A 22,703-nucleotide genomic window follows, 5' to 3' on the forward strand; every position below is an offset into this window, starting at 1 on the left:
GGAAGGTAGAAACATGGAACTCAACGACGCGTCCATCAGCCGCCGCTCACTCCTGCGCGGAGCAGCGCTCGCGGCCGTGCTCGTCCCGTTCGGCGTCAGCCTGGCGTCCTGCGCGGCCCCCGGAGGCGGCGGGACGAGCGGCCCGAAGGGGGAGGTCACCGCCGACAACCCGTTCGGCGTCGCCGCGAACTCGAAGGTCGACGCGGTCATCTTCGACGGCGGCTACGGCGTGGACTACGTGGAGAACTCCGCGAAGATCATGGAGAAGGCGCAGAAGGGCCTGAGCGTCAAGGTCTCGGCCTCGACGAAGATCGCCCAGGAGCTGCAGCCTCGCTTCGTGAGTGGCAACCCGCCGGACCTCGTGGACAACTCCGGCGCCAACTCCATCGGCTGGAACACGATCCTGGACCAGCTCGAAGACCTCACCGACGTCCTCGACGCGAAGAACCTCGAGGGCGAGAAGATCCGCGACACGCTCTACGGCGGCGTGGAGGCACCGGGAACGTTCGGCGACAAGTTCGCCGCGCTGAACTACGTGATGACGGTCTACGGCCTCTGGTACTCCGACTCCGTCTTCAAGGAGAACGGCTTCCAGGTGCCCACCTCCTGGCAGGACCTGAAGGCGCTGGGCGCCGCAGCGAAGGAGAAGGGCAAGTTCCTCTTCCTCTGGGGCAAGGAGGCGTCCACCTATTACCAGACGATGGTCGTCGACTCGGCGGTCATCCAGGGCGGCGACGAGGTGCGCCTTCCGCTGGAGAACCTGGAGGAGGGCTGCTGGTCGCACCCGATCATCCAGAACATCCTGACGATCTTCTACGACCTCATCCAGTCCGGCTACGTCAAGCCCGGCGGATCGGGCACCCAGTTCACCGCCGCCCAGGCGCAGTGGAGCCTCGACAAGGCGGCGCTGCTGTACCCGTCCGGCTCGTGGATCGAGAACGAGATGAAGGATCAGACAGCCGACGGCTTCGCTATGAAGGGCATCGGCGAGCTCCCGCTCGACGGCAGCCAGAAGACCCCGGCGGGCACGCTCCGCGCCGAGGCCGGCGAGCCGTTCATGGTCCCGTCGAAGGCGAAGAACCCGGCGGCGGGCAAAGAGCTGCTGCGGGTGATGCTCTCGAAGGAGTCGGCGACCTGGTTCGCGAAGAACAAGCTCGCGCCGACCATCGTCAAGGGCATCGTGCCAGACGACGGCTTCGGCTCGACCGCTCTCGTGTCGCAGAAGGAGCTGCTGGACAAGGCCGGGGACAACGTCTTCACGATCAAGTCGTTCAACCTCTACGGCATGAACTCCGACCAGCTCCCCATCTGGAACTCCTTCCTGGACGGGAAGATGGACGTCGCGACGCTGACCAAGCAGCTGCAGGACCTCACCGACAAGATCCGCAACGACAGCTCCATCGAGAAGATCGAGATCAAATGAGCCTCAGCGGTCAGGGCCTCGACACGGCGCTGAACACCGCGGCCGTGACCGCTGCTCCTGCGGGGCGCCGTAAGGCGCCCCGCATCGGGCGGCGGAAGCTGACGTTCGACTACGTGACGTTCCTGATCGCGTTCCTCGGGGTGCCTCTCGCGATCTACCTGGTGTTCGTCATCTCTCCGTTCGTCCAGGCGGTGTACTACTCGATGACGAACTGGACCGGCTTCTCGCCGGACATGCAGTTCATCGGATTCGGCAACTTCGTCAAGCTCTTCCAGGACACCACCTTCCTGCAGGCGATGGGCAACAACATCGTCCTGGCCATCCTCGTCCCGCTGGTCACCCTGACCATCGCTCTGATCTTCGCGAGCATGATCACGATCGGAGGGCCCAGCAGCGGACAGGTGCGGGGGCTCAAGGGCTCCAGCTTCTATCGCGTCGTGTCGTTCTTCCCGTACGTCATCCCCGCGATCGTGATCGGCATCCTGTGGTCGCAGATCTACCAACCCAGCGGTCTGCTCAACGGCCTCCTCGAGGCGGTCGGCATCGACATGCGCGACTTCGCCTGGCTCGGCGACGAGCGCACGGCGATGGGAGCCTCGATCTTCGTGATCGTCTGGGGAATGGTCGGCTTCTACATGGTGCTGTTCATCGCGGCGATCAAGGGGATCCCGGCCGAGGTCTACGAGGCGGCCCGCCTCGATGGCGCCGGCCGCTTCCGCACGACGGTCTCGATCACGCTGCCGCTCATCCGCGACAACGTGCAGACCGCCTACATCTATATCGGCATCATGGCCCTGGATGCGTTCGTCTACATGGCGGCGCTGAACTCCACCGGCGGCCCGGGCAACTCCACGCTCGTGATGTCGCAGTACCTCTTCCGCACCGCGTTCGAGAAGGGCCAGTTCGGCCTCTCCAGCGCGATGGGAGTGGTGCTCGCGGTGATCACGCTGCTGTTCGCCGCCGTGGTCTTCACGGTCAACCGCCTCACCGGCGGCAAGGACGAAGGGGGCCGCTCATGAGCGACCGGACCTCGAACCTCATCACGATCGACAAGAAGGCCGCCCGCCGGAACACGGGCACCAGGACGGTCAAGACGACCTCGGGCGACAAGGTCGTCGGCGGCATCTCGCACGTCGTCCTCGTCATCTGGTCGATCATCGTCATCGTCCCCCTGCTGTGGACGCTGATGTCTTCGTTCAAGACCTCTCGCGAGGTCCTGGCCTCACCGTTCGGCCTCCCGGCGGAGTGGAGCCTGGACAACTACATCTCGGCGTGGACCCAGTACAACTTCGGCCAGATGTTCGTCAACACCGTGATCGTGGTGGGCGTCTCGCTCGTCCTCGTCATGGTGCTGGGAGCCATGTGCGCCTACGTGCTGGCACGGTTCGCGCTGCCCGGCAGCAGGGTGATCTACTACCTCATGCTCGCCGGCCTCACCTTCCCGGTGTTCCTCGCGATCGTGCCGCTGTTCTTCGTGCTGCAGGGCATGGGGCTGCTGAACACCCTCCCGGGGCTCATCCTCACCTACGTCGCGTTCGCCCTGCCCTTCACCGTGTTCTTCCTGTTCTCGTTCTTCAAGTCCCTGCCGTACGAGATCCAGGAGGCCGCGTACGTCGACGGCGCGAGCGAGTGGCGGACGTTCTTCCAGGTGATGCTGCCAATGGCCAAGCCGGGGCTCGCCGCGGTGGCGATCCTCAACTTCCTGGGCCTGTGGAACCAGTTCCTGCTTCCGGTCGCGTTGAACACCGACCAGGGTCAGTACGTGCTCTCCCAGGGGATGGCGGCCTTCGCCTCGTCCGCGGGCTACAAGGTGGACTTCGGCGCGCTGTTCGCCGCCGTCGTGATCACCATCGTGCCCGTGCTCATCACGTACATCTTCTTCCAGCGGCAGCTGCAGGGATCCGTGACCCAGGGCGCCTCGAAATAGCTCGACCGCACGGACGGAGCCGCCGCTCGGAGGCTCCGTCCGTGCGGTCCGGGCAGGCCATGGGGCGAGGGACGCACGATCCCGTGCCCTGACCGGAACACGAGAGCGACCCGGCCTCCGAAGAGACCGGGCCTGAGATGGTGCCCCCGACAGGAATCGAACCTGCGACCTACGGTACCGGAAACCGGCGCTCTATCCGCTGAGCTACGGAGGCGTACTGATCGACCCTATCACCGCGCGCCGGCGAGGACGGAAACCACCCGGACGCCCGCGCGCGTCGAGCGTTCCCTGGCGAGAGGTGCGCCGGATCAGCCTGCGGTGCGCGTCGTCCTGCGGTAGACGAGGTCGCGGATCTCGCGGCCCTTCGCGATCCCCTTGCGCTCGAACGCGGTCATGACCCGGCCCTCGAACCTCTCCGCCCACTCCCCCTCGAACGCGCGCTCGAACTCGGGCTCCGCATCCAGCACCTCGCGCATCTGCAGCGCGTAGTCCTCCCAGTCCGTCGCCAGACGCAGCAGGCCGCCGTCGCGCAGCGCACGGCCGGCCGCCGCGCCGAACCCGGGACGCACGAGGCGTCGCTTGGTGTGGCGCTTCTTGTGCCATGGGTCGGGGAAGAACACCCAGACCTCTCGGGCTGCACCCTCCGGCAGGAACGTGGACAGGACCTCCGGGGCGTTCGCCTCGACGAGGCGCAGGTTGCGGGCTCCGGCACGGTCGGCGTCCAGCATCGTCCGCGCCAGGCCCGCACGGAACACCTCGACCGCGAGAAAGTCTCGGCTCGGATGTGCAGCCGCGGCGGCGACGATCGCGTGCCCCTGACCGGAGCCGACCTCGACCACGAGCGGCGCGACCCGTCCGAAGCGCTCGGCGGGCTCGAACCGCGCCTCGGGGTGCACCGATGTCCAGGCGACGTCACGGCGTACGTCGACGAGATAGCGGGGCGCGAGCTCCACGAACGCACGCTCCTGCGCCTCGGACATGCGGCCGCTGCGCCGGACGAACGAGACCGGCTCGTCGCGGAAGGGGCGGGTCTCTGACATCCCTCCAGGGTACGTGCCGTCCGGCTCCTGCCGGGACCAGGACGGACGGTCAGCCGGCGGGCTCGGTCACGAAGTCGATCAGCTCTTCCACACGGCCGAGGAGAGACGGTTCCAGATCGCGGTAGGTGGAGACGCGGGAGAGGATGCGCTTCCAGGCGTGCGCGATGTCGGCCTGGCTCTCGGCGGGCCAGCCGAAGGCACGGCAGATCCCGGTCTTCCAGTCGGTGCCGCGAGGGATCTGCGGCCACGAGCGGATCCCCATCGCGGCGGGCGTCACGCACTGCCAGACGTCGATGTACGGGTGCCCGACGATGCGGAGGTGCCCTCCGTGCGGCCCGCGCATGATCGCGTCCACGATCCGGGACTCCTTGGAGCCGGGGACGAGATGGTCCACGAGCACGCCGTAGCGCCGGCTCCTGCTCGGCGGCTCCTCGGCGAGCAGGTCGTCGAGGAGATCGATGCCTTGAAGGTACTCGACCACGACGCCCTCGACGCGGAGGTCGTCGCCCCACACCTTCTCCACGAGCTCGGCGTCGTGCCTCCCCTCCACGAGGATGCGGCTCGGCAGCGCGGCCCTCGCGCGCTGGTCCGCGACCGCGAAGGAGCCGGACGCGGTCCGACGCGGTCGCCGCCCCGCGGCGTGCGGGGCGGTCAGCCGCACCGGCTCGCCATCGATCATGAACCCTCCGCCGAGGGGGAACAGCCGGCGCCGCCCGGCACGGTCCTCGAGCTCGACATGCCCGCCCTCGACCCGCGTGACCGCGCCGCAGAACCCGTCCACGGCGACCTCGACCACGAGGTCGCGCTCTGCCGTCACATCGGCGACGACCTTGGCGCCGTGCTCGCGCCATCCCGCTGCGAGCACGTCCGATCCATACCTGTCGTCCATCCCGTCCAGCCTAGGTTCCGTCCCGGGGACCGACGGGATCGACGCGGCGATGCCACACCAGGCGAGGGCGTTCGCTCTCGGCGACACGGGAGCGCTACCGAGCTGCGCACGCCTGTGAATAGACTCGGCCCTGGGGATGCGACCGCCCCGGAGGAGCGAGAATGCGGGCACGTCTGGCCGTCGTGACGGGGCTTGTGCTGGCCATGATAGGAGTGCTGCCCGCGGTCCCCGCCGCGGCCGCTCCCCCAGTGACACTCGGCAGCGGGTTCGTCACAGACCAGGCCGGCGTGCTCTCCGGGGCCGAGAGGTCGGATCTCGACCAGCGTCTCGGCGCCCTCAGCCAAGAGCGCCACGTCGAGCTCTTCGTCGTCCTCGTGGACGAGTTCACCGACCCGTCCGACCGGATCGCCTGGACGAACAAGGTGGCCGACGACAACGGGCTCGGCCCGTCGCAGTACCTGCTCGCGATCGCGACAGAAGGACGGCAGTACTTCATCTCGGGCGTGTCCGGCGGACCGGTGAGCGACGAGCGCCTTACCGAGATCGAGCGCGCGATGCAGCCCGATCTGCAGCAGAGTCGCTGGGCGGACGCGGTCGGGACAGCCGCCGACGGCTTCCGCGGCGGCTCGGCGGCCGGGTCCTCCTCCGGCGGCGGCTGGGGGCTCACGCTGTTCCTGATCGTCGCGGTGATCGCGGTCGGCCTGGTCGTCTGGCTCGTCGTCCGCACCCGGCGGCGCAAGGTGATCGGCAATGGCGCCGGGCAGGTCGCCGGTCCCACGGGGCCGTTCGACGGGATCGGCGATGAAGAGCTCGGGAAGCGGGCAGGCTCCGCCCTGGTACGCACTGACGACGCCATCACCTCCAGCACCGAGGATCTGGGATTCGCCACGGCGCAGTTCGGCGACGGCGCCACGGCAAGCTTCACCCAGATCGTCGCCGATGCCAAGACACGCCTGGACGAGGCCTTCGGTCTGAAGCAGAAGCTCGACGACGAGATCCCGGACACCGCGCAGCAGCGACGCGAATGGCACATCCGGATCATCGAACTCTGCGAGGAGGCCGACGCCGCGCTCGACGCGAACGTCGCGGCCTTCGACGAGCTGCGCAAGCTGGAGCAGAACGCCGAGCAGGCTCTGCGACAGGTCACCGCGCACCGTGCGCAGGCCGAGGCCGCCGTCGCCTCGGCCCCCGCCGCACTGGAGCAGCTCGCCGCCGTCTACGACCCTGCGGCGCTGAGCACGGTCGCCGAGAACCCCGCACAGGCGCGCAGCCGGCTCCAGCTCGCCGACGCCTCGATCGCCGAGGCGGGCACGAAGCTCGCCACGGGCGAGAGAGGACCGGCCGCCTTTGCGATCCGCACCGCGGAGGAGGGAGTGGTCCAGGCCCAGCAGCTCGCCGAGGCGATCGGGCTCCTCGGCGCCCATCTGGCCGCCGCCGAGGAGCAGGCGCGGGCGCTCATGGCCGATCTCGAAGGAGACCTCGCCGGCGTGAGCGCGCTCCCCGCCTCCTCCGAGCTTCAGCAGATCGCCGCCGCCACCCGCGCCCAGCTCGACGAGGCCGGTGCCAACCTGTCCGGTGCCGCACGGCGTCCGCAGGCCGTGCTCGAGGCTCTGGCCGCAGCGAACACACGGATCGACACCGCCGTCGAACGCATCCGGGACGCGCAGCAACAGGAGGAGCGTGCACGGCAGGTCCTCGACCAGACGATCCTCCAGGCCAGGGCCGAGGTCTCCTCCGCGAACGACTTCATCGCCACCCGCCGCGGCGCCGTCGGCGCGACCGCCCGGACGCGCGCGGCCGAGGCATCCGCGGAGCTGACCAGAGCCGAGGCGTCCCGCGACGCCGACCCGCGACGGGCACAGCAGTCCGCCGAGCGCGCGGCAGCCCTCGCCCGCGAGGCGATCGCCAGCGCGCAGAGCGACGTGAACGGCTACGGTGGCCCCTACGGCGGAGGCGGCGGGGGCGGGAGCAACATCGCCGGAGACATCCTGGGCGGCATCATCGGCGGCATCCTCGCCAGCGGCAGCTCCGGACGTCGAAACGGCGGGGGCTGGGGTGGCGGCTCCTCCGGCTGGCGCTCGGGCGGCGGAGGCGGCGGGTTCAGCCCATCCAGCTTCGGCGGCTCGCGACGCGGATCCGGAGGTGGTCGTTTCTGAGCCCGACCGTGCCGACTCACAGCCCCGTCGTTCTACGATCCACACACGACTCCACCGACCTGACCTTCCATCGAAAGGAAAACCCATGACCAAGCAGTCGATCTTCGGCCGCATCTCGACCCTGGTGAAGGCGAACATCAACGCGCTCCTCGACTCCGCCGAGGACCCGCAGAAGATGCTCGACCAGCTCGTCCGCGACTACACCAACAACATCGCCGACGCGGAGTCCGCCATCGCGGAGACGATCGGCAACCTGCGCCTGCTCGAGCGCGACCACCAGGAGGACGTGCAGGCGGCCACGGAGTGGGGCAACAAGGCCCTCGCCGCCAGCCGCAAGGCCGACGAGCTGCGCTCCACGGGCAACACCGCCGACGCCGACAAGTTCGACAGCCTGGCGAAGGTCGCCTTGCAGCGTCAGATCAGCTCCGAGCGGGAGGCGCGCTCGGCGGAGCCGCAGATCGCTCAGCAGACCGAGATCGTCGACAAGCTCAAGAGCGGCCTGAACGGCATGAAGGAGAAGCTCGAGCAGCTCAAGAACAAGCGCAGCGAGCTCGTCGCCCGCGCCAAGGTCGCCGAGGCGCAGACGAAGGTCCAGGACGCGGTCGGCTCGATCAACGTGCTCGACCCGACCAGCGAGCTCGGCCGGTTCGAGGACAAGATCCGCCGTCAGGAGGCGATCGCGCAGGGCAAGGCCGAGATCGCCGCCTCCTCCCTGGACGCCCAGTTCGAGAGCCTGGAGGACCTCGGTGAGCTGACCGAGGTCGAGGCGCGCCTGGCCGAGCTGAAGGCTGGCCCGTCGGCCGCGAAGCCGGCGATCGAGGCGCAGTGAGCCGATCGCGCTGACGTCCGCGCAGACTCTCGGGGCGGGTGCCGCGGCCGCTGCCGTCGGCATCCGCCCCTCATCCGTTTCCCGTCCTCCGGAGGCTGCCATGACCCGCTTCCTCGTCGTCCCGCAGTGGCAGGGCTCGCCCGCACCGCGTGCGATGCTCCTCACCGAAGGCGCGGCGGCGATCGCCGGGGATCTGCCTCGCGCACGGACGACCACGCTCGACGTGCCACTGGAGGCGGGCGACGCGCAGGGCACCGCGGTGCATCGGCTGAGCAGCCTCCGGCGCACGAGGAGCCTTCTCGAAGAGGCGCTGGCGGGCGCGGAGGAGCCCACGGTCGTGATCGGGGGCGACTGCGGTGTGAGCGTCGGAGCGATCTCGGCGCTCCCCGGCGACCTCGACGACGTCGCGGTCGTCTGGTGCGACGCCCACCCCGACCTGCACTCACCCGACACCTCGCCGTCCGGTGCCTACTCCGGCATGGCGCTGCGCGCGGTGCTCGCCGACACGACCTTCCCGCTTCCCGGGCGAGCGGGCATCACGGCGTCACGCCTCGTGCTCGTAGGGGCGCGTGAGGTCGACGACGCCGAACGTCGGTTCGCGGAGGAGGCAGGGATCATCCGCGTGCCGACTCTGGACGATCCGGAGAGCATCGCCCGGGCGGTCGCCGCGACCGACGCCGCGCGCGTCTATGTCCACCTGGACGTGGACGTCCTGGACCCGTCCAAGCTCTCCGGCGTCTCGTCCCCCGCTCCTTTCGGGCTCGGAGTGTCCGAGCTCGTGACCGCGCTGCGCGCCCTTCGCGACGCGGTCCCGCTGGCGGGAGCCACGATCGCCGGCTTCGCCCCGCGCACCGCGGACGACGCCGTGAACGACCTCGGTGCCGTGCTGCGCCTGATCGGCGCCGTCGCGTGACCCCGGATCCGACGGTTCCCGCCGCGCGCCCCGCAGCGGAGGCGTCCACGGAGGAGATCCTCGCCCGTGGGCGCCGCTTCGACCGCCGTCTCCCCTCCGTCCTCCTCCGGTCGCCCGTGAGCAGGCTGGGGTATCTCTGGGGCACCGCGGTGGGGTGGATCTGGGGAACGCTGTGGAGCACCGGTCCGGTCGAACGGCGAGGCGGCCTGTGGGTCTTCCGAGGGATGCCCGGGTGGACCTACGGACGCGGTGGCGTGTGCGTCGGCGGCTGCTACCTGACCGGCGACGTCGACCCCGACGCGCGAGTGCTACGGCACGAGGGTGTGCACAAGAGACAATGGCTGCGCTACGGCTTCCTGATGCCGCTCCTGTACCTCGGCGCGGGACGCGACCCACTGCGCAACCGCTTCGAGATCGAGGCGGGCCTGGAGGACGGCAACTACCTGCCGCGGCGCAGGGCGGAAGCCTGACCGCGCCTGCGCCTCGTCGTTCTCAGCGCGTGGGCAGAAGGCCGTATCGTGCGGGAGCGTCGATCGTCTCGGGGCGCATCCCGCGATCGAGCAGGTGATCGACGATGTCGGCCGTGCCGAGGTAGCCGGCGAGCAGAGTGATCTGTGTCGGGAGCGCTTCTTCGCCGCAGAGCATCTCGTCGGCCCAGGCGGTGACCGCTCGAGTCAGCGCCTCGCCGGCCCCGCAGCGACGCCCCGACCCCGGAGCGCCTGTCCGCGCCGCACGCGGCAGCCACGTCACCGTCATTCGCGGGGGGACATCGATCCTGGAGACATCCGAAGGGTCTGCGACCTCGATGAACACCCGACCGACAGCGCAGATCGGAAGCGTCGCGAGTACGGCCTCCAGTTCGGCGAGACCGCTCTCGTCCGCCGCGATCAGGTGCTGGACCCGGGGACGACGAGACGCCCTGCGCTGCGCGCGGGGCGTCGGGGTGAGGGCGGTTCTTGTCATCGTGAGTCCACGATACCACCTGGAAAGGGTTGCCTAACCTTCGTCGCGAAGGTCGCGTCCCGACGCCCTTCGTCCCGGGGCGTACGCCAGCGGTCACTCGACGAGCGCAGCGCCGAGGGCCTCCAGCTCCGAGGGCGTGAGACCGGCGGAGAGCAGGTACTCGGCGGCGGAACCGTAGCGCTCGTCTATCCCGGCCAGGAGCGCCCGCATGACCGGAGCCGGCGACTCCACGGCGAGCGCGACGGCATGCCGGGCATCCGGGTGCCTGGCGTTCAGGTACTGCACGATCGCCGCCCGCCGTGCGGCCGGAAGCAGTTGCGCGGTCAGCGCGTAGTCCTCGACGACCGCCTCCCGGTCCGCGCCGACCGCCGTGAGCGCGATCGCCACGCTCACACCGGTCCGATCCTTGCCCGCGGTGCAGTGCACCAGGGTCGGCTCCCCCGCCCCCAGCACCCGCATCACCTCTGCCATTCGGGGCGCCGCGTCGTGGACGAGGTGGCCGTACATGCCCTCCAGGCTCACGTCCTCGGTGAACAGCGAGGCGACCGATCCGAGGAACAGCGGGACCCTGGTCGTCCGGACATCCCCCAGGGCAGACGGCTCTTGCGCGACCTCTGCGTCGTCCCGCAGATCCACGACGTGCCGGATCCGCGGGCGGAGGAGGGCGCGGCCCTCCTCCGTGAGGCCGGCCAGCTGCCCCGAGCGGAAGAGCACGCCCTCCCGGATCCGCGATCGCCCCACCGGTATCCCGCCGACGTCTCGGAGGTTGACGGCGCCGGGGACGTCGAGGATCGTCACTTCGCCTCGCGCGGAGGAACCGGGTAGCGGCCGGCGAGGACGACACGGTTGAACGCGTTGATGGAGATGCACGCCCAGCTGAGCGCCGCGTACTCTTTCTCGGTGAAGACGCTGCCGACCCGATCGTACACGTCGTCTGAGACCCCGCCCTCATGGATGAAGGTGAACGCCTCGGCGAGCTCCAACGCGGCGCGCTCACGGTCGGAAAAGACGCCGGACTCGCGCCAGACGGGGATCTGCGTCAGGGTGTCGACATCGACACCGGCGGCGACAGCCCGGTCGACGTGGATCCGCGCGCAGTAGGCGCATCCGTTCAGCTGCGAGCAGTGGATGAGGACGAGCTCTTTGAGCCGGTCCTCGATGCCGTTGGCCCGACAGATGTCGTTGACCGTGGCAGAGAAGGCGTCGAGCGCCTTGTAGGCGGACGGCTCCGTCCGGGACAGGTGCACACGCGTCTCGCTCATGTCGCCCAGCCTACCGATCCGGCCGACCTGCGGGGCGGTCCCGTGGGCAACCAACCCTCAGGCCGAGAAATCAAAAAGCACATCAAATACGCTTGCTGCTAGGCATAACAACAATCATAAACCGACTGTTACTTGGCGATCTGCTCTCGCATTTCTCGGATCCCCGCTCCGGGGCGCACAATGAGGGCGTGCCTACCGAGACCACCGAGTTCTCTTTCCTGGACGCCCAGGCCGCCGCCATCGGCGTCGCCGTCCCCACCGTCTCACGGATCGCTCTTGACCTGCCGGACGGGCGCTCGCTGAGCGCTCTCCGATACGGCGATGCCGCACCGGTCGCGACGTTCCTGCACGGCGCAGGCCTCAACGCCCACACCTGGGACGCGACGATCCTCGCGCTAGGCCTCCCCGCCCTCGCCATCGACCTCGCCGGCCATGGAGACTCCTCCTGGCGGGAGGACCTCGACTACACCGCCCGACCGCACGCCGCGGACGTGGCCGCCGCTCTGGACGCATGGACGGACATCCCGCAGGTCGTCGTCGGCCAGTCCCTCGGCGGACTGACCGCTGCCGCGCTGGCCGCGGCCCGCCCCGACCTCGTCCGCGCCGCGGTCATCGTGGACATCACGCCCGGGATCGACGCGAGCGGCGGCCCTGCGGCCCTCCGCGCGTTCTACGGCGTGACCGACTTCGCCTCCCGTGACGAGGCGGTGAACCATGCCCTGTCCTTCGGTCTCGGCGGCACGAGGGAGAACGCCGAGCGGGGGGTCTTCCTCAACACCCGCGTGCGGCCGGACGGCCGCGTGGAGTGGAAGCACCACCTCGCGCATCTGGCCGCGCACGCCTTCGCCGGGGAGGGCACCGACGCCCCCGGTCAGATCCTGCAGCAGGACGGCTGGGACGACCTCGCCGAGGCCTCCGCGCCGATCACCCTCGTCCGCGCGCTCCACGGCTTCGTCACGGCCGAGGACGCGGCGGACTTCGCCCGCCGTCTCCCCTCCGCACGCGTCACGACCGTGGACGCGCCGCACAACGCACAGGAGACCGCGCCGGCCGCGCTCGCCGATCTCGTGCGGCAGCACCTCGAAGGGAGTCGCGACTGACGACCGTCCGGCAGACCGTCTGTGACGTTCCGTTCCGCGCACCGCGCCATCCGCCCCACGCCGCCCCTAGGCTCGACCGCGCAGCACCCGAACCCGAACCCGAACCGCACGTACGACGCACAGCACCCCGTCGTCCTGCACCGAGAGGAAACCCCATGACCCGTCGCTTCCGGGGCATCACCCTGCTGACCGGCATCGCTGTCGCCGCGCTCGCCCTCAGCGCCTGCGCCGGCCCGTCCGGCTCCCCCGAGACCACCGCCCCCGGCGTCGCCGATCCCGACGCCACCCTCACCGTCGGCCTGGTCCTCGAGCCGACGAACCTCGACATCCGACGCACCAGCGGTGCAGCGCTCGAGCAGATCCTCGTGGGCAACATCTACGAGGGTCTGGTCACCCGCACCCAGGACAACGGCATCGCCGAGCGACTCGCCGAGAAGTATGAGGTCTCCTCGGACGGCCTCACCTACACCTTCACCCTGCAGAAGGGCGTGACCTTCCACAACGGGGCCGCCCTGACCTCAGGCGACGTCGTCTCCTCTCTCCAGGCGGTCAAGGACGACGCGACGCTCCAGGGCCACGCCGACCTCGCCGGAGTCGCCTCGATCACCGCGCCTGACCCGGAGACGGTCGTGGTGACCCTCACCGCACCCAGCCAGAACTTCCTCTTCTCGCTCACCGGCGTCGCCGGGCTGGTGTACGCGCAGGGCGACACCACCGAGCTGAAGGACGCCGAGAACGGCACAGGCCCCTTCACCTTGAAGGCCTGGAAGAAGGGCAGCTCGATCACCTTCGCCCGCAATGACTCCTATTGGGGCGAGAAGGCAGGCCTCGCCGAGGTCGTCTTCGACTACATCCCCGACTTCACCGCCGGTGTCAACGCCGCGCTCGACGGGAGCCTCGACGTGCTCACCGCTGTCGACCCCAACCTCGCCCCGCAGCTGGAGAAGAGCGGAAGGTTCACCCTCACCACCGGGCGCACCACGGACAAGGCGACGCTCGCCTTCAACAACACCAAGGCCCCGCTGAACGACAAGCGCGTGCGTGAGGCGCTGCGCCTGGCGATCGACCACAAGACACTCGTCGAGGCCGTCGGCGCGGGCGAGACGCTCTACGGACCGATCCCCGAGCTCGACCCCGGCTACCAGGACCTCTCGGACGGCGTCCCCCACGACCCGGACAAGGCCAGGCAGCTCCTCAAGGAAGCGGGCCAGGAGAAGCTGTCCCTCACGCTGACGATCCCGTCGTTCTACGGGACGACCGTGCCGCAGGTCCTGGTCTCGGACCTCCAGAAGGTCGGGGTGACCCTGAAGGTCAAGTCCGTCGAGTTCCCCGCCTGGCTCGAGGACGTCTACAAGAACCGGGACTACGACCTGAGCTTCGTCCTGCACGTCGAGCCCCGCGACTTCGGCAACTTCGCCAACCCCGCCTACTACTTCGGCTACGACAACCCGGAGGTGCAGAAGCTGTACGCGCAGGCGCTCGCCGAGCTCGACGAGAAGAAGTCCGCCGATCTGCTCGCCCAGGCCGCGCGCATCGTCTCCGAGGACCACGCGGCCGATTGGCTCTACAACGGCGCCACGATCACCGCCCTCGCGCCAGGGGTCTCCGGGTTCCCGAAGGACTCGATCAACTCGCGCATCGACCTGCGCGGCGTGACCCTCGCCAAATAGCGCGGACTGAGGACGCGAGTGATCCGGTACGTGCTCACCAGAGGAGCCCTGCTCATTGCAGGGCTCCTCGTCGCGAGCATCGTCATCTTCCTCGCCCTCCGGGTCTTTCCCGGCGACGTCGCCCAGCTCATCGGCGGCGACAAGGCCACCCCGGAGCAGATCGAGGCGATCCGCGCCTCCCTCGGGCTCGACCGGCCACTGTACGTGCAGTATGCCGAATGGATCGGCGGGCTGTTCCGCGGCGACCTGGGAACCTCCCAGCTCAGCGGCGCATCGGTCGCGGACGAGCTCGCTCTCAAAGCCCAGGTGACGGTGCCGCTCGGGCTCTTGTCGCTGCTCATCGCGCTCGTGATCGCGCTGCCGCTCGGAATCCTCTCCGCCATGCTCCGCGGACGGGCCGCCGGCACCGCCGTCAACGTCGGCGCGCAGGCCGTCGCCGCCGTCCCTGTCGTCTGGGCGGGGATGATGCTCGTCGTGGTCTTCGCCGTCTGGCTCGGCTGGCTTCCGGCGCAGGGCTTCCCCCGCGACGGCTGGGCCGATCCGGGGGCCGCTCTGCGCTCCCTCCTCCTGCCTGCGCTCACGATCGGCGCTGTCGAGGGCGCCATGCTGCTGCGCTTCGTCCGCAGCGCCACCCTCCAGGCGGCGGGCCAGGACTTCGTCCGCACGGCGGCGGCGAAAGGCCTCACCCGCAACCGGGCGTTGATCCTGCACGGCATCCCGGCCGTCGGCCTCTCGATCGTCACCGTCCTGGGACTCCAGGTCGCCGGGATCATCGTGGGCTCCGTCGTGATCGAGCAGCTGTTCACCCTGCCGGGGATCGGGCGGATGCTCGTGACGGACGTCGGGACGCGCGACCTCGTCAAGGTGCAGAGCGAACTGCTGGTCCTGACCGGCTTCGTGCTCGTCGTCGGCTTCGTCGTCGATCTCGTCCATCGGAGCGTCGACCCCCGACAGCGGGAGGCAGAATGAACGCCCTGCGCCGCCTGTGGCGGACCGGCGGAGGACGCTTCGGCCTTGTGGTCGTCGCACTCATCGCCCTCACCGCCCTCGTCTCGCTGCTCTGGACGCCCTTCGACCCCAGGGCGGCTGACGTCACGGCACGCTGGGCGGCGCCGGGATGGCCGCATCTTCTCGGCACCGACGGGACAGGGCGGGACGTGCTGAGCCTGCTCATGGCCGGCGCCAGGACGACCGTCCTCGTCGCCCTCGGCGCCGGGGTCGTCGCCACCGCCGTCGGCGTGCTGCTCGGAGCCCTCGGTGCCCTCACGGCGCGATGGATCCGTGAGGCCGTCTCCGTGCTCGTGGACATCCTCATCGCCTTCCCCGTGCTCATCATCGCCATGATGATCTCGGCGGTCTGGGGCGGCTCCCTCTGGGTCGTGGTGTGGGCGGTCGGCATCGGCTTCGGCGTGAACATCGCCCGCGTGACCCGGCCCGAGCTGCGTCGCGTCCAGCAGAGCGACTTCGTCGCCGCGGGACGGGCGTCGGGGCTCACCCCGGCCCAGAACCTCGTCCAGCACCTGCTTCCGAACATCGCCCCGGTCTTCATCGTGCAGCTGTCCTGGTCGATGGCCGTCGCCGTGCTCGCCGAGGCCGGGCTGTCCTATCTCGGCTTCGGCGCCTCCGTCGTGGATCCGTCCTGGGGCATCCTGCTCTCCGATCTGCAGCGCTACATCGCGGTGCATCCGCTCTCGGTGCTCTGGCCGGGACTCGCGATCACGGTCACCGTGCTCGCACTGAACCTCCTCGGCGACGGTCTCCGCGAGGCGACGGATCCGACACTCCGCCAGAACCCTCGCGCGGTCGCCGCCCGCTCACACGTGCCGGGGGTGGTCGCATGACGCTCGTGGTCTCCGATCTCACGATCGACATCGACGGGCGGCGGATCGTCGACGGCGTCTCCTTCGCGGTTCCCGACGGGGCCCGCCTCGGCCTCATCGGCGAGTCCGGGTCGGGGAAGTCCCTCACCGCCCTCGCGATCCTGGGGCTCCTCCCAGAGGGCGCGCGCGCCACCGGCTCGGTCCGCTGGGACGACCGCGAGATCCTGAACCTCCCCGACCGCGCGCTCGCCGCCATTCGCGGAGACGAGATCGGCGTCGTCTTCCAGGAGCCGAGGACGGCGCTGAACCCGATCCGCACGGTCGGCCGGCAGATCGCGGAGAGCGTGCGCATCCACGAGCGGATCGGGAGACGCGACGCCCGCGCTCGCGCCATCGCCGAGGCCGGTCGGGTCCGCCTGCCCGATCCCGCCACGCTCATCGACCGCTATCCGCACCAGCTCTCCGGCGGGCAGCGGCAGCGGGTCGCGATCGCGATGGCGCTCGCCGCCCGGCCACGTCTGCTCATCGCCGACGAGCCGACCACGGCGCTCGACGTCACGATCCAGGCGGAGATCCTTCGTCTGCTCCTCTCTCTCGTCGATGCGGAGGGGATGTCGCTCGTGTTCATCACCCATGATCTCGCGGTCCTCTCCCAGGTGGCGACGCACGGCGTCGTCCTCGAAGACGGTCGCGTCGTCGAGGACGCCCCCGTGGCGACGCTGCTCACGACGCCCGCCTCGCCGATCACGCAGGGCCTGCTGCGCGACGCGACCGCGACGCTCTGGCGTCAGGGCGACGAGGACGGAGAGACCTCATGACCGAGACACCCGCGATCCGCGCCCGAGGCCTGTCACGTTCCTTCGCCTCGCCGCGCCGGCTCGGCGAGCCGCGACGACGCACGACCGCGCTCGACCGGGTCGACCTCGACATCGCCCCGGGCTCCGCCCTCGGTATCATCGGCGAGTCGGGCTCGGGCAAGTCGACACTGATCCGCCTGTTGCTCGGCCTCGACCGCCCGACCGAGGGCTCGGTCGAGGTCCACGGCCGAGCGGTCGATGCCCGCGCCCGCGCCCGCGACCTGCGGTGGCTGCGGCGTCAGACGGGGCTCGTTTTCCAGGATCCCTACGCCTCGCTCGATCCCCGGCAGAGCGTCGCGCGGATCATCTCCGAGCCGCTGCGTGCGCTGCGCGTCGGCGAGGACCACGAGACCAGGGTCGCCGAGGTCCTCGAACAGGTCGGCCTGGCCTCCGAGATGGCCGCCCGCTATCCGCACGAGTTCTCTGGCGGACAGCGGCAGCGCATCGCGCTGGCCCGTGCGATCGCGCACCGCCCGCGCATCCTCGTGGGGGACGAGCCCCTGTCCGCGCTCGATGTCACCGTGCGCGCGCAGATCCTGGCCCTGCTGCGCCGACTCAGGGCCGACGGTCTCACCCTCGTGCTCGTCTCGCACGACATCGGCGTGGTGCAGAACCTCTGCGATGCGGTCGCGGTGATGAAGGACGGCAGGATCGTCGAGCACGGGCACACCGAGGACGTGCTCCGCCGCCCGCGGCACGAGTACACCCGCCGCCTCCTCGCGGCAGTCCCCGTCCTTCCCGAGGCTCCGTCGCGGGATGGGGCCTCGGCCTGAACCCGCTTCTCCCGTTCCCATCAGGTCGCGAACTCTGTCGGTTCCTGCGTTTCAGAGCGACAGAATCCGCCACTGGAGCACAGGAGAAAAGACCGAGCCGCCGTCAGAGGGACTTCTGCAGCAGCACGGTGCCGAGAGGACGACCGAACTTCACGCCGACATCGTGCAGCCTTCCCGTCTCCACGAAGCCGAGCCGTCTGTGCAGCGCGATCGAGGCCTCCGCGCCGCCCGCGGTGATCACGGCGATCACCTGGCGGAGCCCCGCCGCCGCGCACGCCTCCAAGAGCGCGCCCAGCAGCACCCGTCCGATGCCCCGCCCCGCGGCATCGGCGGAGAGGTAGATCGAATCCTCCACCGTGAATCGATAGGCGGACTTCACGCGCCACGGCTGCACGAGGGCGTACCCGAGCACCCGCCCCGACACCGCGTCCGCGGCGACGAGGAAGGGCAGACCCGCCTCGCCCAGCCCGGCATGCTTGACGGCCCAGTCCTCGGGGGTCCCCTCCTCCTCGTCGAAGGTGACGACGGACTCCCGCACGTAGTGGTTGTAGATCGCGCTGATCGCGGCGAGGTCGTCGGGGACGACGTCGCGGACCTGGACGCCGGCGCTCACACGACCCGCCAGTCCACGGGCGCAGCCCCCTGCTCGGCGAGGAGGGTGTTCGCACGGGAGAAGGGGCGCGAGCCGAAGAACCCGCGGCTCGCCGAGAGCGGCGAGGGGTGAGGCGAGGCGATCACCGGGGTCTTCCCCAGCATCGGGCGGAGCCCCTCCGCGTCCCGCCCCCACAGGATCGCGACGAGCGGTGCATCACGGGCGACGAGCGCCCGGATCGCGAGCTCGGTCACCTTCTCCCAGCCCCACCCTCGATGGGACGCCGGGGCGCCAGGGCGGACGGTGAGGACACGGTTGAGCAGGAGCACGCCCTGATCGCTCCAGCAGGAGAGGTCGCCGTGCTCCGCGGGCGGAACTCCGAGGTCGGTCTCCAGCTCGCGGTAGATGTTCGCAAGGCTGCGCGGAAGGGGGCGCACCGAGCGCTCGACGGCGAAGGAGAGCCCGATCGGATGTCCGGGGGTCGGATAGGGGTCCTGCCCGACGATCAGCGCCTTCACGGCGTCGAGCGGGCGAGAGAACGCCCGCAGCACGTTCGGGCCGGCCGGGAGATATCCCCGGCCGGCGGCGTTCTCGGCGCGGAGCCGGTCTCCGAGCTCGGCGATCAGCGGCCCCGCCGGGGCGAGCGCCGCCGCCCAGCCTTGATCGATCTGCCCGTCCTCGGCAAGCTCCGCGAGCGACCGCGCCATGCTCACTCCTCTCCGCCACGCACCCGCAGCGGGCCCCGGGCGAGCAGATGGTGAGCGGACTGGGCCACGGGGCGCATCGTCACGAGGTCGAGGTTCACGTGTCCCGGGGCGTTGAGGGCGTACGCGATGACGTCCGCGACGTCCGCCGCGACGAGCGGAGCCTCCACACCGGCGTACACGGAGGCGGCCGCCTCCGCGTCCCCGCCGAGACGGTTCAGCGTGAACTCCGGTGTGTGCACCATGCCCGGCGCGATCTCCGACACCCGGATCGGCTCGCCGTTGAGCTCCAGGCGCAGAGCGTGCACGAGCATCGACTCGGCCGCCTTCGCGGCGTTGTAGCCGCCGCCGCCGGGGTAGGCGACCTGCGCGGCGGTGGAGGTGACGAACAGGGTGTCGGCGTGGCCGTCGCGCTGCGCCGCCTCGCGAAGGAGCGGCAGGAGCTCGGCCACGAGATGCTGCGCGCTCAGCACGTTGGCCTCGTACATCCAGAGCCAGTCCTCGGCCGAGCCGTCCTCCACCCGACTGGTCCCGCGAGCGCCTCCCGCGACATGGACCAGGGCGTGCACCCCGCCGGTCCCGTCCAGATGCGCCGCGAGGGCCGCGACCTCCTCCGGCACCGTCAGATCCGCGGCGAAGGCGCTCGACCCGGTCTCCTCGGCAAGAGCCAGGAGCCTGTCCTCCCGGCGCGCGACGCCGACGACCTCCCAGCCCGACGCGCGCAGCGCCCGGACGGCGGCCTCTCCGATCCCGGTGCTCGCACCGGTCACCACAGCTCGTCTGTTCACCATTCCCCCACCGTACGACGAAACCGCTCCGTGCCCGGAACCCGCCTGTTACGTCACATTTCCCCCGCGTTGTTGACAGGGAGCGGAACTCCGTACTCTCACTATCATCGGCTCACCCGAACCGACACCGCTTCGCCCCCCCCGCTCGCCCCACCCGCATCCGTCCGGATGTCCGCCCCCAGAGGAGATACCATGTCCGCCTCCGACACCTGGCGTTTCGAGACCACGCAGATCCATGCGGGCGCCGCTCCCGACCCCGTCACCAAGGCCCGTGCGACGCCGATCTATCAGACGACCTCCTACGTCTTCGACAACGCCGACCACGCCGCGAACCTCTTCGCACTCGCCGAGTTCGGCAACATCTACACCCGCATCCAGAACCCGACGCAGGATGTGCTCGAGCAGCGCCTCGCCGCGCTCGAGGGCGGCACCGGCGCCCTCGTCCTCTCCAGCGGGCAGGCGGCGTCGACCTTCGCGATCCTGAACATCGCCCAGGCAGGCGACCACTTCGTCTCCTCCTCCTCGATCTACGGCGGCACCTACAACCTCTTCAAGTACACGCTCGCGAAGCTCGGCATCGAGGTCACCTTCGTCGAGAACCAGGACGACCCGGAGGAATGGCGCCGCGCGATCCGTCCGAACACGAAGCTGCTGTTCGCGGAGACGATCGGCAACCCCCGGATCAACGTCCTCGACATCCGCACGGTCGCCGACATCGCCCATGCGAACGGCGTGCCGCTGATCGTCGACAACACGATCGCCACCCCCTACCTCATCCGTCCGTTCGAGCACGGCGCTGACATCGTCGTGCACTCGATCACCAAGTTCCTCGGCGGCCATGGCACCACGATCGGCGGCGTCGTGATCGACGGCGGACGATTCGCCTGGTCGCAGAACGTGGAGAAGTTCCCCGGTCTCACCGAGCCGGACCCCTCGTATCACGGCGCCAGCTACACGACGGCCGTGGGCGACGGACTCGCGTACATCATCAAGGCCCGCGTGCAGCTGCTCCGCGACCTCGGGTCGGCGATCGCGCCGCAGAGCGCCTGGAACCTCATCCAGGGCGTCGAGACCCTGTCGCTGCGCATCGAGCGCCACGTGCAGAACGCGCAGGAGATCGCGGAGTGGCTGGACGGCCGCGACGACGTCGCCTCGGTGAACTACTCCGGTCTCCCCACCTCGCCGTGGTACGCCGCCGCCAACACCTATGCTCCCAAGGGCGTCGGCGCGGTGCTCTCCTTCGAGCTCAAGGGCGGCGTGGAGGCAGGACGCGCGTTCGTCGACAACCTCTCGCTGTTCAGCCACCTCGCCAACATCGGCGACGTCCGCTCGCTCGTCATCCACCCCGCCTCCACCACCCATGCGCAGCTCACGCCCGAGCAGCAGCTCTCCGCAGGCGTCACGCCGGGCCTGGTGCGCCTGTCGGTCGGGCTGGAGAACATCGAGGACCTCAAGGCCGACCTCGAGCAGGCACTCGCCGCGGCCCGCTCGGTCTCGGAGACCGCGCCCGCCTGAACGAGGTCTCGGCCCGGCCTCCCTCCGAGAGACGCGGGGGGCCCCCCGGCCCCCCGACCGGGGGGGGGCGGGGCCCGGGGCCGGCGGGAGGTGGGGGCCGCCCCCGAGAGACGCGGATGCCCCGGATCCCCCGATCCGGGGCATCCGCGTCTCCGGCCGCCGTCGTAACGTTCCTCCGCACGCCGCCACGGCGGGCGAGAATGGAGCCATGGACTGGCAGACGACCTCCGAGGACACCGTGCCCTCGGCTCCGGTGACGGAGCAGGATGCCCGCCTGCTGCGCGGACGACCTCCGGCGACAGGAGCCTGGCGGGACGGCGATCCCGCAGGAGAGCGACGGTTCGCCGCCCTCGGCGCCTTCCGCACCGAGGGCGGACATGAGCTGCCGGGCATCCGGCTGGCCTACGAGAGCTGGGGAGAGCTGAACGCCGCGCGCGACAACGCGGTCCTCGTCCTGCATGCGCTCACCGGTGACAGCCACGTGGCGGGCCCGGCCGGCGCAGGGCATCCCACCAGCGGCTGGTGGGGCGACGTCGTGGGCCCCGGCGGTGCGATCGACACGGATCGATGGTTCGTCGTCGCCCCGAACATCCTCGGCGGCTGCCAGGGGTCGACCGGTCCGTCGAGCATCGCGCCGGACGGATACGAGTGGGCGGCACGCTTCCCCTATCTCACCATCCGCGACCAGGTCGCCGCGCAGGCGCTCCTCGCCGACGCCCTCGGGGTCGAGCGCTGGGGCGCGGTGGTCGGCGGGTCGATGGGAGGGATGCACGCCCTCGAATGGGCGGTGGGGCACACCGAGCGGGTCGAACGGCTCGCGATCCTCTCCTCTCCCCCCGTGACGACCGCCGACCAGCTCGCGCTCAACTTCGTCCAGCTGGAGACGGTGCGGATGGACCCGCGGTATGCCGGCGGGGAATATTACGACGCACCAGCGGGCGAGGGTCCGCACCGCGGCCTCGCGCTCGCCCGCCGGATGGCCCTGCTGAACTACCGCAGCCCGGTCGAGCTCAACCAGCGCTTCCAGCGCTCTTGGCAGTCCGACGTCTCACCGCTCGGTCACGGAGGGCGGTTCGCCGTGGAGAGCTACCTCGACTTCCACGGCAACAAGTTCACCCGCCGCTTCGACGCGAACAGCTACCTGACCCTCGTCGAGGCGATGAACTCTCACGACATCGGGCGCGGCAGGGGCGGCGTCGAAGACGCGCTGCGCCGCGTGACCGCGACCACGCTCGTCCTCGGAATCGACACCGACCGGCTCTTCCCTGTGGACGGGCAGCACCGGATCGCCCGAGGCATCCCCCGCACGCTCGACGGCGACCACGCGGTCGTGATCGCGAGCGACTTCGGTCATGACGGCTTCCTCATCGAGACGGACGAGGTGAGCATGCACCTGCGTCGGCTCCTGGACGCCTGAGCCGGCGTACGGCCGGCCCTGGCACGGCGACGGCGACCCGGGAGGGGCGTCGGGTCCGCCGGCTC

The 22,703-nt window shown here is 70.2% G+C and carries 23 protein-coding genes and 1 tRNA gene; 15 read left to right on the forward strand and 9 right to left on the reverse strand.

What is annotated here, in order from left to right; translation table 11 throughout:
* Positions 1–13: 13 nt before the first annotated feature.
* Genes ngcE through ACP15J_RS03830 form a run of 3 tightly spaced genes read left to right on the forward strand, consistent with a single transcriptional unit; the run spans position 14 to position 3,350 of the window.
* Positions 14–1,423 carry an N-acetylglucosamine/diacetylchitobiose ABC transporter substrate-binding protein gene (gene ngcE, locus ACP15J_RS03820; RefSeq protein ID WP_424935385.1) on the forward strand — a complete coding sequence of 470 codons (1,410 nt, stop codon included), beginning with the start codon at positions 14–16 and terminating at the stop codon, positions 1,421–1,423.
* Positions 1,420–2,442, forward strand: coding sequence for a carbohydrate ABC transporter permease (locus tag ACP15J_RS03825; protein ID WP_197220353.1), 1,023 nt, complete (start codon positions 1,420–1,422; stop codon positions 2,440–2,442). Before ngcE ends, ACP15J_RS03825 begins: the two co-directional genes overlap by 4 nt.
* A complete protein-coding gene (locus tag ACP15J_RS03830; RefSeq protein ID WP_197220352.1) occupies positions 2,439–3,350 on the forward strand; it encodes a carbohydrate ABC transporter permease in 912 nt (303 codons plus the stop codon). Before ACP15J_RS03825 ends, ACP15J_RS03830 begins: the two co-directional genes overlap by 4 nt.
* Before the next feature lie 138 nt (positions 3,351–3,488).
* On the opposite strand, the gene ACP15J_RS03835 is transcribed toward ACP15J_RS03830, so the two are convergent.
* The 3 genes from ACP15J_RS03835 to ACP15J_RS03845 all read right to left on the reverse strand — a co-directional run bounded on the left by ACP15J_RS03835 (position 3,489) and on the right by ACP15J_RS03845 (position 5,279).
* Positions 3,489–3,564: transfer RNA gene (locus ACP15J_RS03835), tRNA-Arg, on the reverse strand.
* Positions 3,565–3,658: 94 nt separating this feature from the next.
* A complete protein-coding gene (gene trmB, locus ACP15J_RS03840; protein WP_424935384.1) occupies positions 3,659–4,390 on the reverse strand; it encodes a tRNA (guanosine(46)-N7)-methyltransferase TrmB in 732 nt (243 codons plus the stop codon).
* Between the two features lie 49 nt (positions 4,391–4,439).
* Complete coding sequence (locus ACP15J_RS03845) at positions 4,440–5,279, reverse strand: DUF3097 domain-containing protein (RefSeq protein ID WP_424935383.1); 840 nt, start codon at positions 5,277–5,279, stop codon at positions 4,440–4,442.
* Between the two features lie 161 nt (positions 5,280–5,440).
* On the opposite strand from ACP15J_RS03845, the gene ACP15J_RS03850 reads away from it, so the two are divergent.
* The 4 genes from ACP15J_RS03850 to ACP15J_RS03865 all read left to right on the forward strand — a co-directional run bounded on the left by ACP15J_RS03850 (position 5,441) and on the right by ACP15J_RS03865 (position 9,647).
* Entirely contained in the window at positions 5,441–7,435 is a 1,995-nt protein-coding gene (locus tag ACP15J_RS03850) for a TPM domain-containing protein (protein ID WP_424935382.1), read from the forward strand.
* Between the two features lie 85 nt (positions 7,436–7,520).
* On the forward strand, positions 7,521–8,264 hold the full coding sequence (locus tag ACP15J_RS03855) for a PspA/IM30 family protein (protein ID WP_424935381.1): 744 nt from the start codon (positions 7,521–7,523) through the stop codon (positions 8,262–8,264).
* A 100-nt stretch (positions 8,265–8,364) separates the two neighbouring features.
* Positions 8,365–9,177: an arginase family protein gene (locus ACP15J_RS03860; protein WP_424935380.1), complete on the forward strand. Its 813-nt coding sequence runs from the start codon at positions 8,365–8,367 to the stop codon at positions 9,175–9,177.
* Between the two features lie 56 nt (positions 9,178–9,233).
* A complete protein-coding gene (locus ACP15J_RS03865) occupies positions 9,234–9,647 on the forward strand; it encodes a Fe-S oxidoreductase (protein ID WP_424980880.1) in 414 nt (137 codons plus the stop codon).
* A gap of 22 nt (positions 9,648–9,669) precedes the next feature.
* On the opposite strand, the gene ACP15J_RS03870 is transcribed toward ACP15J_RS03865, so the two are convergent.
* The 3 genes from ACP15J_RS03870 to ACP15J_RS03880 all read right to left on the reverse strand — a co-directional run bounded on the left by ACP15J_RS03870 (position 9,670) and on the right by ACP15J_RS03880 (position 11,402).
* Positions 9,670–10,140: an SIP domain-containing protein gene (locus tag ACP15J_RS03870; protein WP_424935377.1), complete on the reverse strand. Its 471-nt coding sequence runs from the start codon at positions 10,138–10,140 to the stop codon at positions 9,670–9,672.
* A 93-nt stretch (positions 10,141–10,233) separates the two neighbouring features.
* Positions 10,234–10,938: a tyrosine-protein phosphatase gene (locus tag ACP15J_RS03875; protein ID WP_424935376.1), complete on the reverse strand. Its 705-nt coding sequence runs from the start codon at positions 10,936–10,938 to the stop codon at positions 10,234–10,236.
* Complete coding sequence (locus tag ACP15J_RS03880; RefSeq protein WP_424935375.1) at positions 10,935–11,402, reverse strand: carboxymuconolactone decarboxylase family protein; 468 nt, start codon at positions 11,400–11,402, stop codon at positions 10,935–10,937. The genes ACP15J_RS03875 and ACP15J_RS03880 overlap by 4 nt, the downstream gene beginning before the upstream one ends.
* 188 nt (positions 11,403–11,590) lie before the next feature.
* On the opposite strand from ACP15J_RS03880, the gene ACP15J_RS03885 reads away from it, so the two are divergent.
* The 6 genes from ACP15J_RS03885 to ACP15J_RS03910 all read left to right on the forward strand — a co-directional run bounded on the left by ACP15J_RS03885 (position 11,591) and on the right by ACP15J_RS03910 (position 17,622).
* Positions 11,591–12,502, forward strand: a complete 912-nt coding sequence (locus tag ACP15J_RS03885; protein ID WP_424935374.1) for an alpha/beta fold hydrolase — start codon at positions 11,591–11,593, stop codon at positions 12,500–12,502.
* Between the two features lie 155 nt (positions 12,503–12,657).
* On the forward strand, positions 12,658–14,172 hold the full coding sequence (locus ACP15J_RS03890) for an ABC transporter substrate-binding protein (protein ID WP_424935373.1): 1,515 nt from the start codon (positions 12,658–12,660) through the stop codon (positions 14,170–14,172).
* A gap of 18 nt (positions 14,173–14,190) precedes the next feature.
* Entirely contained in the window at positions 14,191–15,141 is a 951-nt protein-coding gene (locus ACP15J_RS03895) for an ABC transporter permease (RefSeq protein WP_424935372.1), read from the forward strand.
* Positions 15,138–16,013, forward strand: coding sequence for an ABC transporter permease (locus ACP15J_RS03900; RefSeq protein ID WP_424935371.1), 876 nt, complete (start codon positions 15,138–15,140; stop codon positions 16,011–16,013). Before ACP15J_RS03895 ends, ACP15J_RS03900 begins: the two co-directional genes overlap by 4 nt.
* The gene (locus ACP15J_RS03905; protein ID WP_424935370.1) at positions 16,010–16,810 is read left to right on the forward strand and encodes an ATP-binding cassette domain-containing protein; all 801 of its coding nucleotides are present in this window, start codon (positions 16,010–16,012) and stop codon (positions 16,808–16,810) included. The genes ACP15J_RS03900 and ACP15J_RS03905 overlap by 4 nt, the downstream gene beginning before the upstream one ends.
* Positions 16,807–17,622, forward strand: a complete 816-nt coding sequence (locus tag ACP15J_RS03910) for an ABC transporter ATP-binding protein (protein WP_424935369.1) — start codon at positions 16,807–16,809, stop codon at positions 17,620–17,622. Before ACP15J_RS03905 ends, ACP15J_RS03910 begins: the two co-directional genes overlap by 4 nt.
* Positions 17,623–17,725: 103 nt before the next feature.
* On the opposite strand, the gene ACP15J_RS03915 is transcribed toward ACP15J_RS03910, so the two are convergent.
* Genes ACP15J_RS03915 through ACP15J_RS03925 form a run of 3 tightly spaced genes read right to left on the reverse strand, consistent with a single transcriptional unit; the run spans position 17,726 to position 19,709 of the window.
* Positions 17,726–18,235, reverse strand: a complete 510-nt coding sequence (locus ACP15J_RS03915; RefSeq protein ID WP_424935368.1) for an N-acetyltransferase family protein — start codon at positions 18,233–18,235, stop codon at positions 17,726–17,728.
* The gene (locus ACP15J_RS03920) at positions 18,232–18,921 is read right to left on the reverse strand and encodes a uracil-DNA glycosylase (protein ID WP_424935367.1); all 690 of its coding nucleotides are present in this window, start codon (positions 18,919–18,921) and stop codon (positions 18,232–18,234) included. Before ACP15J_RS03920 ends, ACP15J_RS03915 begins: the two co-directional genes overlap by 4 nt.
* Positions 18,922–18,923: 2 nt before the next feature.
* The gene (locus ACP15J_RS03925) at positions 18,924–19,709 is read right to left on the reverse strand and encodes an SDR family oxidoreductase (protein ID WP_424935366.1); all 786 of its coding nucleotides are present in this window, start codon (positions 19,707–19,709) and stop codon (positions 18,924–18,926) included.
* A 189-nt stretch (positions 19,710–19,898) separates the two neighbouring features.
* Between ACP15J_RS03925 and ACP15J_RS03930 the strand changes: the two genes are divergently transcribed.
* Both ACP15J_RS03930 and metX read left to right on the forward strand, forming a co-directional pair.
* Positions 19,899–21,221: a bifunctional o-acetylhomoserine/o-acetylserine sulfhydrylase gene (locus ACP15J_RS03930; RefSeq protein ID WP_424935365.1), complete on the forward strand. Its 1,323-nt coding sequence runs from the start codon at positions 19,899–19,901 to the stop codon at positions 21,219–21,221.
* A gap of 208 nt (positions 21,222–21,429) precedes the next feature.
* Complete coding sequence (metX, locus tag ACP15J_RS03935) at positions 21,430–22,638, forward strand: homoserine O-acetyltransferase MetX (RefSeq protein ID WP_424935364.1); 1,209 nt, start codon at positions 21,430–21,432, stop codon at positions 22,636–22,638.
* The last annotated feature ends 65 nt before the right edge of the window (positions 22,639–22,703 follow it).

Origin of the sequence: Microbacterium sp. S308A+ (assembly GCF_049800815.1) — a bacterium.
Classification (GTDB): Bacteria; Actinomycetota; Actinomycetes; order Actinomycetales; family Microbacteriaceae; genus Microbacterium.